The sequence below is a fragment of the Streptomyces sp. NPDC012769 genome (assembly GCF_042901205.1).
Lineage (GTDB): Bacteria > Actinomycetota > Actinomycetes > Streptomycetales > Streptomycetaceae > Streptomyces.
Genome location: NZ_JBIBCP010000006.1, coordinates 15,628 through 28,874, shown reverse-complemented (window position 1 = coordinate 28,874; position 13,247 = coordinate 15,628). Strand labels below are relative to the sequence as shown.

The window sequence follows — 13,247 nt, the reverse complement described above, 5'->3', positions numbered from 1 at the left end:
GTGCGGACGAAACGAGACGTCGAACTCCGAGCCGTCGGTCTACGGGACGGTGAACTACGGAACCTCGGACTCCGAGACGTCGAACTACGCGACTTCTTAGCGGCTTAGAAGCCGAACACCGGGCCCGAGGGCGGCGCCAGGCGCGTCCCCGGCAGCGGGGCGATCAGCGCCGACCAGTCCACCGGCCGGCCCGGCGCCACCTGGAGCGCCGCCGCCAGCCGGTCCGCGCCCTCCGGCATCACCGGACGCGACCAGGCGGACAGCGCCGAGGCCACCGCCAACTGCGCGGCCAGCGCGGGAAGATGCCGGCAGGACGTGGTCGGCCGGCAGCGCTCATGGGCGTTGACGTACCCGAAGTCGGCCACCGATCGGACCATCTCGTCGAGCACCGCGACCGCCCGGCGCGGATCGAAGGCGTCCGGACCGTAGGCCTCGCGCAGGTCGTCCACGCCCCGGTGCAGCCGGCGCTCCAGGATCTCCCAGCCGGTGCCGCCGGGCAGCGCCTGCGGCGCGAGTCCGTCGCACTCCTCGCGGACCGCCGTGAACAGCCGCGCCAGCCAGCTGTTCCAGCTCTCGTCGAGCTCCCGCCGGGCCGCCGCGAGCCGCTCCCGCCGGAACACGGTCCTGCGGCCGGTCGGACGGGCCTGGAGCACGTGGCGGCGCAGGGTGTCGGAGCCGTACTCGGTGAGCAGGTCGAGCGCCCACACATTGCCCTCGCGGACGCCCTCCTCGACCACGTACGACTCGTTGACGTTGAAGTCCTGCGGCAGCTTGATGTCCTGCGCGAGCAGCAGCACCGGAAGCAGCACCGCGTGGCAGAAGGCGTGCCCGAAGCCGGAGAAGTGGATGGCGCGGGCCGGCAGCGGACCCGTGGCGTCGAAGCCGAACAGGTGCATCGCCGCCGCCTCGAAGCAGGCGTCGATGCGGTGGTCGGGGAAGCCCTCCACCGGCACCTGAAGGCCCCAGTCCGCCGGGTGGCCGACCGCGATGTCCGGCAGCCCGTCCTCCACCAGCGACTCGCACAGCGCCGCGAGCCGCGGCGGGAGCCCGGCCGCCGACCAGTAGTCGGCCAGCCGGTCGCGGAACGGCTCCAGGGGCACGTAAAGGCGTCGGCAGCGCTTGGCGAGCGCGGGCGTGTCGCACATCGAGCAGCGCGGCGCGATCAGATCGCCGCCGTCGTTCGGGCGCGCGCACTCGTGGCACATGCCGCCGTCGCTCAGCGCCCCGCAGTGCGGGCAGGTGCCGGTGACGTGCGCCCCGTACAGCCACCGCTCGCACGGCTCGCAGTACGGCAGCAGACGGGTCCGCGGGGCGATCACGCCCTCCGCGTACAGGCGGCTGAACAGGTCCTGCACCCAGCGCCCGTAGCCGCGGTCCCGGCGCGGTCTGACGATGTGGTCGAACTCGACGCCCGAGCGCAGCCAGTCGGCGGTGATCGCCGCGCGGTAGCCCTCGGCGACCTCCTCGGGCTTGCGGTGGTGGCGCAGCGCCCGGACCTCGACGGAGCTGGCGTGGTCGGCGGTTCCGGTGGTGAAGCGGACGGGTTCGCCCTCGGCCCGCAGATAGCGGGTCAGGACGTCGGCGGCCACGTACGGTCCCGCGAGGTGACCGATGTGGAGTTCGCCGTGGGTGGCCGGAGGGGTCGCGGTGATCCAGACGGGGGAGCTCATGGAGACCTCCTGAGCGTCAGCGCGGTTCGAAGTGGAAGGAGCGGATGAAGCAGTCACGGGGCTGTTCGACGGCGTAGACGATGCATTCGAAAAGGGCCTGCGTGGTGAGCTTCTCGTCGGGGGCTATTCCGTCCGGATTCGATCCGTCCCATTCGGCGAAACGCGGATCGGAGGTGGAGAAGTCCGGCGGGAAGAGGGAGAACACCCGCACCCCGGAAGGGCGCAGCCGGCGCGAGAGGATGTCGGCGAATCCGGCCTGGGCGCTCTTCGCCGCCCAGAACGCCTCGTGCGCGGCACCGGCCGTCGCGGCGGACGCGCCCTCGGCGTCCCGGACGGCGACCATGTTGACGATGTCGGGCCGCAGCGAGCCGCGCAGCAGCGGCAGGAAGTGCTTGACCATGAGGACCGTGCCGCCGGCCGTCGACTCGATCGTCTCGACGATCTGGTCGTCGCTGGCCGCCTCCAGGTCCATGCCGTCGAGCCAGCGGGCGCCGTTGTTCACGAGCAGGTCGACCCGGTCGGTGCGCTCGCCGACGCGCGCGGCGAACTCCCGGATCTCGGCCGGCCGGCTCAGGTCGCAGCCGAAGGCGTGGATGCGGTCGCGGGCGGATCCGAGGACCTCGGCGCGGGTCCGCTCGGCGGCCTCGACGGTCCGGGCCGACACATAGACCTCGGCGCCGAGATGCGCGAATCCGACGGCGAGCGCCCGGCCGAAATAGCGGGATGCCCCGGTCACGACGACACGCAGATTCTCGAATTTCATGTGTGTCTGCTCTCCCCACGGATACGGCACGGGATACGGCAGGGCGGCGCGGATTCCCTTTGCGGGCCCGCCGGTTGCCGGTCGTCCTTCAGCGTGGCAGAGGAAAACGGCGGAATGCCTGGTGAGCGGGGTGCGCGTTCACGCCGTTGCGTGGATACGCCACGGCAGCTCCAGATCGTCGAGCACGTGGGCCCGCTTGTGGTGCACCCGCACCCGGTCCTCGGCGGCGGACACGGTGACGTCCCCGCCGGGGGTGCGGATCCGGCCGACCGGACCGGGCACGACGGTGCCGTCGATCGCCCCCGCGGCCGCGAGGGCGGCGGCGCCCGTGAGGGCGAGCCGGGGGTGCCAGCCGCCGACGGTGAGGGCCCGTGCGAGGAGGCCCTGCGGGTCGCGGCGGAAGGCGGCGATCTTGGGGAGCGGGGAGTGCGGCGCGTACCCGAGGAGCCGCCCGGCCCGGGCCCGCAGGTCGAGCAGCCGCTCCTGGAGCCGGTCGCCGGGCAGCAGCCGGGCGTCGACGAGGACGTACGGGTTGCCGTACCGCACCAGGGACACCGGCACCCCGTCGAGGACGTCGACGGGCCGCCCGGTGGGCAGCGTGCCGGCGGCGGTGGGAGCGCGGAGGAAGGCGAGGGTGTACGCGCCGCCGCCCTCGGGCGTGCACAGGACCGTGTCCCCGGTCGTGACGGCCCGTACGGTGACGGGCCCGGGCCGCCCGTCGGCGACGACGCAGGCGAGCAGCGAGTGCCCGCACCCGGCACGGAAGTCGAACCGCCCGTCGGGCAGGACCTGCACGAAGCGGTAGTCGAGCCTGGTGGACGGGTGGGTGGAGGGTCCGTACAGGGCGATCTTGTGGAGTCCCGCGTACGGGGTGGAGCGAAGGGCCTGGCGTACGGACGCCAGCTCGCCGCCCAGGGCCAGCGCACCCGGCGGCAGCCGGTCGAGCCGCACGACGAGGGTGGGCCCCGGCGCGTCCTCGGCGCGGACGACGGCGGCCCGGACCACGGCGGCCCTCGTCATGCCCGCCCCGGCCCGGCTCGCGGACGCGGCGGGCGGCGGTTCAGGCGGCCGCACAGCCCAGCGGGATCCGCATGCCCTGGACGACGTCCGTCCACAGCTCGTGGACGGCCAGCGCCCACAGCGCGAGCGCGATGTGCTGGTTGGGGCGCTCCAGATGCCGGTTCAGGAGCTTGTTGACCCGGTCCGCGCGGATCTTGCCGCCCAGCACGAGCCGGGCCGGCGACAGCAGCTCCCGGACCGTGTCCAGGAGCGGCCCGCCGGGCGCGATCATCGCGGCGACCGGCAGGGTGAAGGGCTGCTTGGGCCGGTTCAGGACCGTCGCCGGCAACAGCTCGGCCCCCGCCTCGTACAGCGCCCGCTTCCCCTGCCGCGCCTCTGCCGGCAGTGCCCGCGCGTGGGCGACCACGGACGGCTGGCAGAACGGCATGCGCGCCTCCACCGCCCAGGCCATCGACAGGTGGTCGACCCGCCGCAGGTGGTAGGCGGGCAGCCGCCACCGCGTCTCGAAGGCGCTCATCACCGTGGCCCGGTCCGCCCCGGCGGCCTCCGCCGACCGCAGCTCCTGCTCGATCCGGTCGGCCGCCGATCCCCGGTCGGCGATGAAGGCGGCGTACGACGACGTGTACAGGTGCTCCCGCAGCAGCCGGGGCGCCGCCGACAGCGCGTCCGCGTAGGAGGCGGCCCAGTCGACGCCGGGGGGCGAGGTGAGCGCGGCGCGCATCCGGTCGTAGCCGCCGAAGAGCTCGTCCGCGCCGTCGCCGGCGAGGGCGACGGTGAAGCCGCTCTCCCGGACGGCGCGGAAGAGGGCGTACGTGGACAGGGCGATCGGGTCGGCGTTGGGCTGCCCGAGGTGCCGCACGGTGCGGGTGAGCAGCGACGGGATCTCGTCGGGGTCGACGGTCACCTCGTGGTGGACGGTCCTGGCGCGGCGGGCGACGGCGCGGGCGTGGGCGGCCTCGGAGCCGGGCCACTTGCCGCGGTAGGTGAGGTGGAAGGTGTGCAGCGGCGGCGCGTCGGTCTCGCGGGCGTGCTCGGCGGCGAGCGCGGTGACGAGCCCGGAGTCGAGCCCGCCGCTGGTGATCGCGCAGACCGGCGCGTCGGCGGTGGCGAGCCGCCGCACCTCGTGGCGCAGCACGTCCTGCGTGTCGCCGAAGGGCCGCGCGGCGTGCGGGGCGCGGCGCCGGACGACGGGCGCGCGGCCCGGCCGTACGAGGGCGGTGGCACCGGGCGGCAGGACGGTGACGCCGTCGAGCGCGGTGTGCGCGGAGTAGGAGGTGCGGGTGGCGAGGACGGTGTCCAGCGAGTCCTCGCGCGGGGCGATCCGGACGCCCTCGAAGGCGAGCAGGGCGGGAATCTCGGAGGCGAAGCGGGTGGAGCCGTCGTGCGGGTCGTGGTGGAGGTGGACCGGCTTCATGCCCATGTCGTCGACGGCGAGGACGAGTTGCACGCTGCCGGGCCGCAGGTCGAGGACGGCGACGGCGAACATGCCGTCGAGGTGCTCGGCGAAGCCGGGCCCGTACTCGGCGTAGAGGGCGGGCAGCAGCGTGCCGTCGCAGCGGTCGGGGAAGCGGTGGCCGCGCGCGGCGAGGTGGCGGCGCAGCTCGGCGTGGTTGTAGATCTCGCCGTTGAGCACGGCGAGGACGCCGGGCAGGTGGGGCAGCCGGTAGGGCTGCCGGCCGCCGCACGGGTCGGTGACCGCGAGCCGGTCGCAGCCGAGCGACCAGCCGGGGCCGCTGAGCACCTGGTGTTCGTCGGGGCCGCCGTGTCGCTGGCGGGCCGAGACCGCCGCGAGCTCGGCCGGGTCGGGGCGGTCCGCCGACGCGGCGAAGGAGCCGAGAATCCTGCACATGCCGGTCGCCTCCGGATCTCGTTTACCAGTCACTGTCCACATGCCGCAGCCAATGATTTGAATCTACCAACTTTTTGAGTGGCGCGTAAGTGCCATGTCCTGTTCACGCCACCGGTTGGCCTTGCGACGCCCCCCGCCGCCCAACAGGCTGGCCCCATGGAGGACTTCGCGATCGACCCGACCGTCCGCAGTGCACCGGAATCACTGCTGGTGGTGGCGGCACACCCGGACGACATCGAGTTCTGCGTGAGCGGCACCGTCATGCAGTGGATCGAACGCGGCACCCGCGTCACCTACTGCATCGTCACGGACGGCGGCGCCGGCGGTTACGACGAGGCACTCCCCCGCCAGGCCATGGCGGACCTGCGCCGCGCCGAGCAGGTCCACTCCGCCAAGCTCAGCGGCGTCGCCGACGTCCGCTTCCTCGGCTACCCCGACAGCTTCGTCGAAGCCTCCGTCGAGCTGCGCCGCGACCTGTGCCGGGTGATCCGCGAGGTCCGACCGCAGCGGTGCATCATCCCGTCCCCCGAGATCAACTGGGCCCGCGTCGCCGACCTCCACCCGGACCACCGGGCCGTCGGCGACGCCTGCCTGCGCGCGATATACCCCGAGGCCCGCAACCCCTTCGCCCACCCCGAACTGCTCAAGCGGGAGGGCCTGGAACCCTGGATCGTCCACGAACTGTGGCTGATGACCGGCCCCACCCCCAACCAGTACGTGGACGTCACCCCGGTCTTCGACCGCAAGGTCGAGGCCCTGCGCATCCACACCTCCCAGACCGCCCACTTCGACGACCTGGCGGGCCTCCTGCGCGAGTGGCTCACCGAACACGCGACGGCGGGCGGCCTGCCGCCGGGCCGGATGGCGGAGGCGTTCCAGATCGTGCACATCGACTGAGGCGGAGGGGTGGGGGCAGGGGGTGGGGGGCTCGCCGGCGCGTGCCCCCGGGGGCTGCCGGTGCGTGTTCGCTCCCCACCCCTGGAGGGCTACCGGCGCCCGGTCGTGGACCCGAACCCCAGCCAGGTGTGCCGGTTGCCCCACCAGCACCAGCCCACCTTCGGCGCGTCACGCCGTTCCTTGCCGTCCCGGCCCGTCCCGTTGCTGATCCAGATCGCCGGCGTACGGGCGTCGTACGTACCCTTCGGCTTCCGCAGCCGCGAGCCGATCGTCATGAAACAGCGATTGCGCTCCAGGGCCTCCGGCTGCTGGAGCACCCAGTGGATGCCCTCGCTCAGCACCAGCGGGCTGCGGCCCTCCTTCGTCAGCGCCGGCAGCGCCTCCTCCGGACTCCAGTTGGCCATGCGGTCGCCCCGGTCGACCCCGTCGACCAGGTAGAGCGGGGCGTCCGGCAGCTCCACGCCGCCGTCACCGTACGGGGTGAAGTCGTCGACGTCCGGCATGTCGACCACGACGAAGCCGGGCTTGTCGGCGCGGCGGAGCAGCGGCGCGAGCGCGGAGGCGGGCGCCCGGTCCGGATGAACGGCGAGCAGGGCCCCGGCGCTCCCGGAGTTCTCGGGGCTCCCCGCGCTCTCGGCGAAGGCGCGCAGCTCCTCGGCGGTCAGCCCCGCGATCTCGTGCACCCCCAGCTCGATCAGCCGCTCCGCCTGCGCGGCGAGGGAGGGCAGGGGGGCCAGGGTGCTCGTGGTGTCGGGCGTGGTGGTGTGGGAGGACGTGCTGTCGGGCGTGGTGGTGTCGGGCAAAGCGCTCCTTGGATCAGGTTGTCGGCGTCAGCCAGAGATCGAACGCGACACCACCCCCGATTGTTCCCACCCCCAACGCCCTCTTTTCCTCGGCCACTTCACTTCACCACTCCGCGATGATCGGCGCGCCCGTGCCACTGTGCCGCCAGGCCTCGGTGAGCCGCCCGAGCCGAGCGGGAGCGGCGATACCGCGCACGGTGGCGATCTTTCCCCCGACGATGTCGAACGTCACGGAGCCGACGACCCGGTCGTCGACCACCGCCAGGACGGCCGGGGCGCCGTTGACGACCGCGTAATGGATCGCGGGCGTGCCACCGGCGAGCCGCCGCTTCGCGGGCGTGGGCTTGAAACCGGCCCGTGCGATGGCGGCGATGCGCCGCGGAGTGTCGTACCGCAGCAGCTTCTCCGTCAGGCCGGCGCCGTCGGAGATCGCGGTCGCGTCGTCGGTGAGCAGCTCCACCAGCCGTTCCGTGCGCCCCGAGACGGCGGCGGTGAGGAACTCCTCCACGATCCTGCGGGCGGACGCCGGGTCGACCTCGCCGTCACGGCCGCGGCGCTCGGCGGTGACGCGCCGCCGCGCCCGGTGAAGGTGCTGCTGGCTCGCGGACTCCGAGATGTCCAGGATCTCGGCGATCTCGGCATGCCCGTACGAGAACGCCTCCCGCAGCAGATAGACGGCCCGCTCGAACGGCGACAGCCGCTCCATCAGGGTCAGCACGGCAAGCGACACCGATTCGCGCTGCTCGAAGGTGTCGGCCGGGCCGAGCATCGGGTCGCCGTCGAGCAGCGGCTCGGGCAGCCAGGCGCCCACCGTGCGTTCGCGACGGGCCCGGGCCGAGCGGAGCCGGTCCAGACACAGGTTGGTGACGACCTTCGTCAGCCAGGCCTCCGGCACCCTGATCCGCTGCCGGTCGGCGGCCTGCCAGTGCAGGAACGCGTCCTGCACGACGTCCTCGGCGTCGGCGGCGGAGCCGAGGAGGCGGTAGGCCAGCGAGGCCAGCCGGTTCCGGCCGGCCTCGAACCGGTCGATGTCGAAGCGATCGCTCGCGATGCTGTCCACGCGGCCCACCCTAGACAGCCGCGCGCTCAGCCCGCTCTGCGAAGGCGGCAGAAGCGACGGTCACGCGGAGCCTCCGCTGGGGCATCCCGAACGTCGGGTGGGAGGTGCCCCAGAGGGAGCCCTTGAGAACGACCGCCTTGAGCCGCGCGGCCCTCCGGCCCCTCAGGCACTTCGGCTTCGCGTTCCCTTCGCCGTCGATGAACTGGAAGATCGCATCCCGCCGACCGAGGCTGATGTGGTTGGCCACGTACTCCAGCTTGACGCGGGGGACCTCGCGGCCCGTCAGACCGCCAACGATCGCTCCGACCGCCTGCCGGGCGGTGTAGCCGGCCGAGGCGCACGACATCGGCAGCGGCCGGCCGTTGTCACCGATCACGTGGAGGGCGTCACCCGCCGCGTACACCTCCGGATGCGACACCGACCGCATCTGTCGGTCGACGACGATCCGCCCCTCCTCGGTGACCTCCAGCCCGCTCGCCGCGGCGATCGGATGCACCGCGAACCCCGCCGTCCACACGGTCGCGTCCGACGCCAGGACGGTGCCGTCGGCACACACCACCCGCGCCGCCTCGACCGCCACGACCTCGGCGTGCTCCACGACCTCGACGCCCAGGCGCTCGCACGCCCGCCGCAGGTGGTCGCGGGCCCCCGCGGAGAGCCGCGCGCCCAGCTCGCCCCGGGCCACCAGGGTCACCGACAGGCCGGGCCGCGACTCCGCGATCTCCGTGGCCGTCTCGATGCCGGTCAGCCCGTCGCCGACGACCAGCACCCTCCCGCCCTCGCCCCGCCGCTCCAGGACGTCCAGGCGCTCCCGCAGCCGCAGCGCCGAGGCCCGGCCGGCGACGTCGTGGGCGTGCTCGCCCACGCCCGGCACGCCACCGTCCGCGACACGGCTCCCGAGCGCGTAGAGGAGCGTGTCGTACGCGATCTCGCCACCTCCCTCGCCGTCGGCCACCTCCACGACCCGGCGCTCGGGGTCGACGGCGGTCACCCGGGCCACCCGCAACCGCACCCCCGTGCCCGCGAGGACATCGGTGAGCTTCGGGGCCTCGATCTCCTGGCCGGCCGCGAACTGGTGCAGCCGCAGCCGCTGGACGAAGTCCGGCTCGGCGTTCACCACGGTGATCTCCGTGTCCTCCGGCGACAGCCGCCGGCCCAGGACCCCGGCCGCGTAGGCCCCGGCGTATCCGGCGCCGAGGACGACGATGCGGTGCTTCATGAGTCGATTCACGAGTCGCTCCTGTCGATGGGCTTGGCCTTCGCGACTTGAGCGGGGCAGCCCCCCGATCCCTGACAGAAACCGCGTGTGATGCGCGTCACAGGGGCTGCGCCCCCTGGCCCGCACCCCCCTCCTCCGCCACCCCCACCAGCTCCAGAAACGCCCCCGCCGCCGGCGTACGCCCCGCCGCGCTCCACACCGCGTACTCCACCCGCTCCGGCGCGTCCGTCACCTCCACCGTCTCCACCGTCGTCAGCCCGCCCAGACGCGCCACATACGCCGAGGCCAGCAGCGCCACCCCCAGCCCCTGGCCCACCAGCCGCGCCAGGAAGTCCGCGTTCGTCACCTCGAACGCCACGTCCCGCACCAGCCCGGCCGCCGCGAACGCCTGGTCGGACTGCACGCGCCCCGCCGTCCCCGCCGGCAGGTCCACGAACAGCTCGGTGGAGAGCCGCCGCAGGTCAACCGCCCCCGGCTCCTCCGCCGCCAGCGGATGCCCCGGTGCGACCACCGCCACCAGCCGGTCCCGGCCGAGGTCCCTGGCCCGTACCCCCTTCGGCGGCACCGTCCCCGTCGGCAACCCCAGGAACGCCACGTCCAGCGTCCCCTCCTCCACCTGCGCCGCCAGCTCCTCGCTCGCGCCCACCCGCAGGCTGACCCGCACCTCCGGATGCCGCTCGTGGAACTCCCGCAGCGCGCCCGGGATGTCGACGGCCGCCACCGACGGGATGACGCCCACCGCGAGCCGCCCCCGCACCACGCCGACCGCCGCCGCGACCTCCGCGGCGGCCCGCTCGGCGGCGTCCAGGCACTGCCGGGCGGCCGGCAGGAACGCGGCACCGGCCGGCGTGAGCCGCACCCTGCGGCTGGTCCGCTCGAAGAGCCGCGCGCCCAACTCCCGTTCCAGGCGCGCGATCTGGTGACTCAGCGCGGACTGGACGACCAGGCACCGCTCGGCGGCGCGGGTGAAGCTGTTGGTCTCGGCGACGGCGATGACGTACCGCATCTGCTGGAGCTCCATCGAGCCATCGTGTTCCGCGATGAATGCGATGACAACCATGTGTTGGACTCATCGACGGCCCCGCGCCGAGACTCGACGCCATGACCACGAGCCCTTCCGCCCCTGGGGTCACGGCCGGAGCGGGCCGAGCCGGACGCTTCGGCGGCACCGCTGGCGCCGACGGGCCCCTGCCCGGGCCCCTGCCCGGACCCCTTCCCACAGCCCTGCTCACCGCGATCGCCCCCGCCACCTGGGGCACCTTCTACGTCGTCACCACCGAGCTCCTGCCGCCCGGCCACCCGCTGTTCGCCGGCCTGCTGCGGGCCCTGCCCGCCGGGCTGATCGCGCTCGCGATCGGCCGGACGCTGCCGCGCGGCGGCGCGTGGTGGGGCAAGGCGGCGGTGCTGGGCGTCCTGAACATCGGCCTGACCTTCCCGTTCCTCGCGATCGCCGCGGAGCGCCTGCCGGGCGGGGTGGCGGCGACCCTCGCGGCGGCCCAGCCGCTGGCGGTCGCCCTGCTGGCGACGGCGGTCCTGCGCGAACGGCTGTCGGCGTGGCGCCTGGCGTGGGGCGTGACGGGCATGGCCGGGGTGGGCCTGGTGGTGATCGGCCCGGCGGCGTCCTTCGACCCGGTCGGCATCGCGGCGGGCCTCGGGAGCGCGGCGTCGATGGCGCTCGGGGTGACGCTCACCCGGCGGTGGGGGCGCCCGGCGGGAGTGGGACCGACGGCGTTCGCGGGGTGGCAGCTCACGGCGGGCGGGCTGTTCCTGCTGCCGGTGACGTTCCTCGCGGAGGGCGGCCCGCCGACGATCGACGCGTCGGCGGTCCTGGGGTACGCGTGGCTCGGCCTGGTCGGCGGCCTGCTGGCGTTCGTCCTGTGGTTCCGGGGCCTGACCGCGTTGCCCGTGACCTCGGTCGCGGTCCTCGTGCTTCTGTCACCGCTGGTGGCGACGGTGCTGGGGGCGGTCGTGCTGGGCCAGACGCTGGGCCCGGTGCAGGTCGTGGGCTTCGGCCTGGCGCTGGCGGCGATCGTGGCGGGCCAGTTGCCGGCGCCACGAGGTGGGGGGTGACGGCCTGGGTGGTGTCGCGGGGGCCGCTCCGGTGGACGCGTCACCCGATCCTGGTCACGGACACCACCGGCGGCCAGGCGGTGCGGCGGGGCCACCCGGATCCGCTGAGGCCGGAGGACTGGCCGCGGGAAGCTCGCACCACACCGTCTTGCCGTACGGCGCCTGATCGACGCCCCAGCGTGCGGCGAGCGCGTCGATGATCCCGATGCCACGTCCGGACTCGGCCCCGTCGGACACCTCGCGGAGTACGGGCCAGAGGCGCGGATCGGGGTCACTGACCGCCACCCGCACCCGGCCGGCGTGCGCCGCCGTCACCCGTACGGTGACCGGGGTGCCCTCGCCGACGTGCTGGATGACGTTCGTCAGCAACTCGCCGACACAGAGCCGCACATCGTCCCCGCGCGCCATCCGCCGCACCTCCGCCACGGCCTTGGGCAGGGCGAGGAGCTCCGCTTCAAGAGGGACCACTACCGACATGGCCAGCAACGCCCTTGATCTGAGCACCGCCGTCTGGCGAAAGAGCAGCTACAGCAACGGCGATGGCGGCAACTGCCTGGAAGTCGCCGACGGCATGAGGGGCCTCGTCCCGGTCCGGGACTCGAAGCGGCCCGACGGCCCCGTGCTCGTCGTTCACGCCGCCGCGTGGGCGCCCTTCGTCGCGGCGGTGAAGGTGGCGGCGGCCGGCTGACTCAGTACCGCACCGCGACCGCGCCCGGGTTGGTGATCCAGTCCGCGAAGCGGGCGTGGCGACCCCCGTACGTCATCGGGAGGATCAGGTCGCAGGTGGCGCGGCTGTCGAACCACATTTCGCCGCGGTGGGGGCCGGTGACGACCAGGAGGGTGTGGAAGCCGCAGCCGCCCTCGTGGATGTGGACGGCTCCCGCCGTCTTCCGCTCCTGGAGCACCCCGCACTCGGCGTCCCAGGCGGCCCACGCCGCCTCGTCCTCGCGCGGCGGCTCGCGGTCGCCCAGCTCGTCGTCGTAGGCGCGGTACGAGTCGGGGTGCGGGAACGGCTCGGTGAGCAGGTGGTAGTTGGTGTCGCGGTCGCCGTACCAGCCCCAGCCCTGGGGCCCCCGCTGGAGCCGGTTGATCCGGTGCCCGGCGCTGACCCGCAGCAGATGGTCCCGGTACTCCTCCGGGAACGCGATCCCGAGCTCCGCCTCGGCCTCCCGCACCTCCGCCTCGGTCAGTGGCGGCGACGCGGTGGCGTCCGAGTAGGTCTGCCAGGCCTGCGGCGCCGCGGTCTCGTAACGATGCCCCCGCTCCAGGCGCCGGCACTCCGCTGTCCAGTCGGTCGTCATCAGGCGAGGTCGCTCGTGTCGAGTTCGAGGTCGAAGGGCTCGGGCAGGTGGAGGCGGGTGCCGAAGGGGCGGGGGCCGTCGACGCGGGTGTAGCCGAGACGGCCGGGCTCGGAGTAGAGGGTGACGCTCTTCTCCTGCCGGTCCACGACCAGGTACAGGGGGGCGTGGTACTCGGCGTACCGCTTCCGCCTCACGACCCGGTCGGTGTCGCGGTTCGACTCGGAGGTGACCTCGACGATGAGGAGGGTGTCCTCCGGGAGGAGCGCGGTGGCGCCCTTGGCCTGTGCTGCGGGGACGACGGCGATGTCGGGCACGTACCAGTTCGACGAGCCGGGCAGGTCCAGGTTGCCCGAGCCCGTGACGCAGCCGAGCTCGCGGGCGCGGGGGCGGATCTGGTCGCGGATCGTCTCGGCGGCTGCTTCGTGGTCCCAGGTCGGCGACACGGGCTCGATGATTCCCTCGATGATCTGGGCGCGGTCGCCGCGGATGTGCTGGACGGCGTACTTCAACGCCTGTTCCGGATCGACGTTGTTGTAGTCGGGGGCTGTGCTCATCGTCCGTCCTGCGTCCCGTTCCGGGCTGGAGGGTGTGTCGG

The 13,247-nt window shown here is 73.8% G+C and carries 14 protein-coding genes; 3 read left to right on the top strand and 11 right to left on the bottom strand.

Translation table 11 applies throughout. The annotated features are described in order from the left end of the window. Window positions 1-104: 104 nt before the first annotated feature. The 4 genes from ACFY7C_RS28590 to asnB form a co-directional block, all read right to left on the bottom strand. Window positions 105-1,670 (bottom strand): class I tRNA ligase family protein, encoded by a 1,566-nt coding sequence (locus ACFY7C_RS28590; protein WP_389655727.1) that lies wholly within the window; start codon window positions 1,668-1,670, stop codon window positions 105-107. A 16-nt stretch (window positions 1,671-1,686) separates the two neighbouring features. Next, a complete protein-coding gene (locus ACFY7C_RS28585) occupies window positions 1,687-2,433 on the bottom strand; it encodes an SDR family oxidoreductase (protein ID WP_389655726.1) in 747 nt (248 codons plus the stop codon). A gap of 138 nt (window positions 2,434-2,571) precedes the next feature. Then, on the bottom strand, window positions 2,572-3,453 hold the full coding sequence (locus tag ACFY7C_RS28580; protein ID WP_389655724.1) for a hypothetical protein: 882 nt from the start codon (window positions 3,451-3,453) through the stop codon (window positions 2,572-2,574). 40 nt (window positions 3,454-3,493) lie between these two features. After that, the gene (gene asnB, locus ACFY7C_RS28575) at window positions 3,494-5,302 is read right to left on the bottom strand and encodes an asparagine synthase (glutamine-hydrolyzing) (RefSeq protein ID WP_389655722.1); all 1,809 of its coding nucleotides are present in this window, start codon (window positions 5,300-5,302) and stop codon (window positions 3,494-3,496) included. 156 nt (window positions 5,303-5,458) lie between these two features. Between asnB and ACFY7C_RS28570 the strand changes: the two genes are divergently transcribed. Beyond that, window positions 5,459-6,199 (top strand): PIG-L deacetylase family protein, encoded by a 741-nt coding sequence (locus tag ACFY7C_RS28570; RefSeq protein WP_389655721.1) that lies wholly within the window; start codon window positions 5,459-5,461, stop codon window positions 6,197-6,199. A gap of 89 nt (window positions 6,200-6,288) precedes the next feature. Here the strand turns inward: ACFY7C_RS28570 and ACFY7C_RS28565 are convergent, their stop codons facing one another. The 4 genes from ACFY7C_RS28565 to ACFY7C_RS28550 all read right to left on the bottom strand — a co-directional run bounded on the left by ACFY7C_RS28565 (window position 6,289) and on the right by ACFY7C_RS28550 (window position 10,302). After that, on the bottom strand, window positions 6,289-6,936 hold the full coding sequence (locus ACFY7C_RS28565) for a DUF5701 family protein (protein WP_389656893.1): 648 nt from the start codon (window positions 6,934-6,936) through the stop codon (window positions 6,289-6,291). A 169-nt stretch (window positions 6,937-7,105) separates the two neighbouring features. Next, window positions 7,106-8,062: a sigma-70 family RNA polymerase sigma factor gene (locus tag ACFY7C_RS28560; RefSeq protein WP_389655719.1), complete on the bottom strand. Its 957-nt coding sequence runs from the start codon at window positions 8,060-8,062 to the stop codon at window positions 7,106-7,108. Window positions 8,063-8,072: 10 nt separating this feature from the next. Further along, window positions 8,073-9,281 (bottom strand): NAD(P)/FAD-dependent oxidoreductase, encoded by a 1,209-nt coding sequence (locus tag ACFY7C_RS28555; protein WP_389656890.1) that lies wholly within the window; start codon window positions 9,279-9,281, stop codon window positions 8,073-8,075. Between the two features lie 97 nt (window positions 9,282-9,378). Beyond that, window positions 9,379-10,302: a LysR family transcriptional regulator gene (locus tag ACFY7C_RS28550; RefSeq protein ID WP_389655718.1), complete on the bottom strand. Its 924-nt coding sequence runs from the start codon at window positions 10,300-10,302 to the stop codon at window positions 9,379-9,381. Window positions 10,303-10,382: 80 nt separating this feature from the next. On the opposite strand from ACFY7C_RS28550, the gene ACFY7C_RS28545 reads away from it, so the two are divergent. Continuing rightward, window positions 10,383-11,351: an EamA family transporter gene (locus ACFY7C_RS28545; RefSeq protein ID WP_389655716.1), complete on the top strand. Its 969-nt coding sequence runs from the start codon at window positions 10,383-10,385 to the stop codon at window positions 11,349-11,351. 54 nt (window positions 11,352-11,405) lie between these two features. Here the strand turns inward: ACFY7C_RS28545 and ACFY7C_RS28540 are convergent, their stop codons facing one another. Further along, entirely contained in the window at window positions 11,406-11,828 is a 423-nt protein-coding gene (locus ACFY7C_RS28540; protein WP_389655715.1) for an ATP-binding protein, read from the bottom strand. Between ACFY7C_RS28540 and ACFY7C_RS28535 the strand changes: the two genes are divergently transcribed. Further along, entirely contained in the window at window positions 11,827-12,039 is a 213-nt protein-coding gene (locus ACFY7C_RS28535) for a DUF397 domain-containing protein (protein WP_389655714.1), read from the top strand. The two genes, ACFY7C_RS28540 and ACFY7C_RS28535, sit on opposite strands and share 2 nt — an antisense overlap. Before the next feature lies 1 nt (window position 12,040). On the opposite strand, the gene ACFY7C_RS28530 is transcribed toward ACFY7C_RS28535, so the two are convergent. Then, entirely contained in the window at window positions 12,041-12,652 is a 612-nt protein-coding gene (locus ACFY7C_RS28530; RefSeq protein ID WP_389655713.1) for an SMI1/KNR4 family protein, read from the bottom strand. Next, window positions 12,652-13,206: a Uma2 family endonuclease gene (locus ACFY7C_RS28525; protein WP_389655712.1), complete on the bottom strand. Its 555-nt coding sequence runs from the start codon at window positions 13,204-13,206 to the stop codon at window positions 12,652-12,654. The genes ACFY7C_RS28530 and ACFY7C_RS28525 overlap by 1 nt, the downstream gene beginning before the upstream one ends. Window positions 13,207-13,247 lie beyond the last annotated feature (41 nt).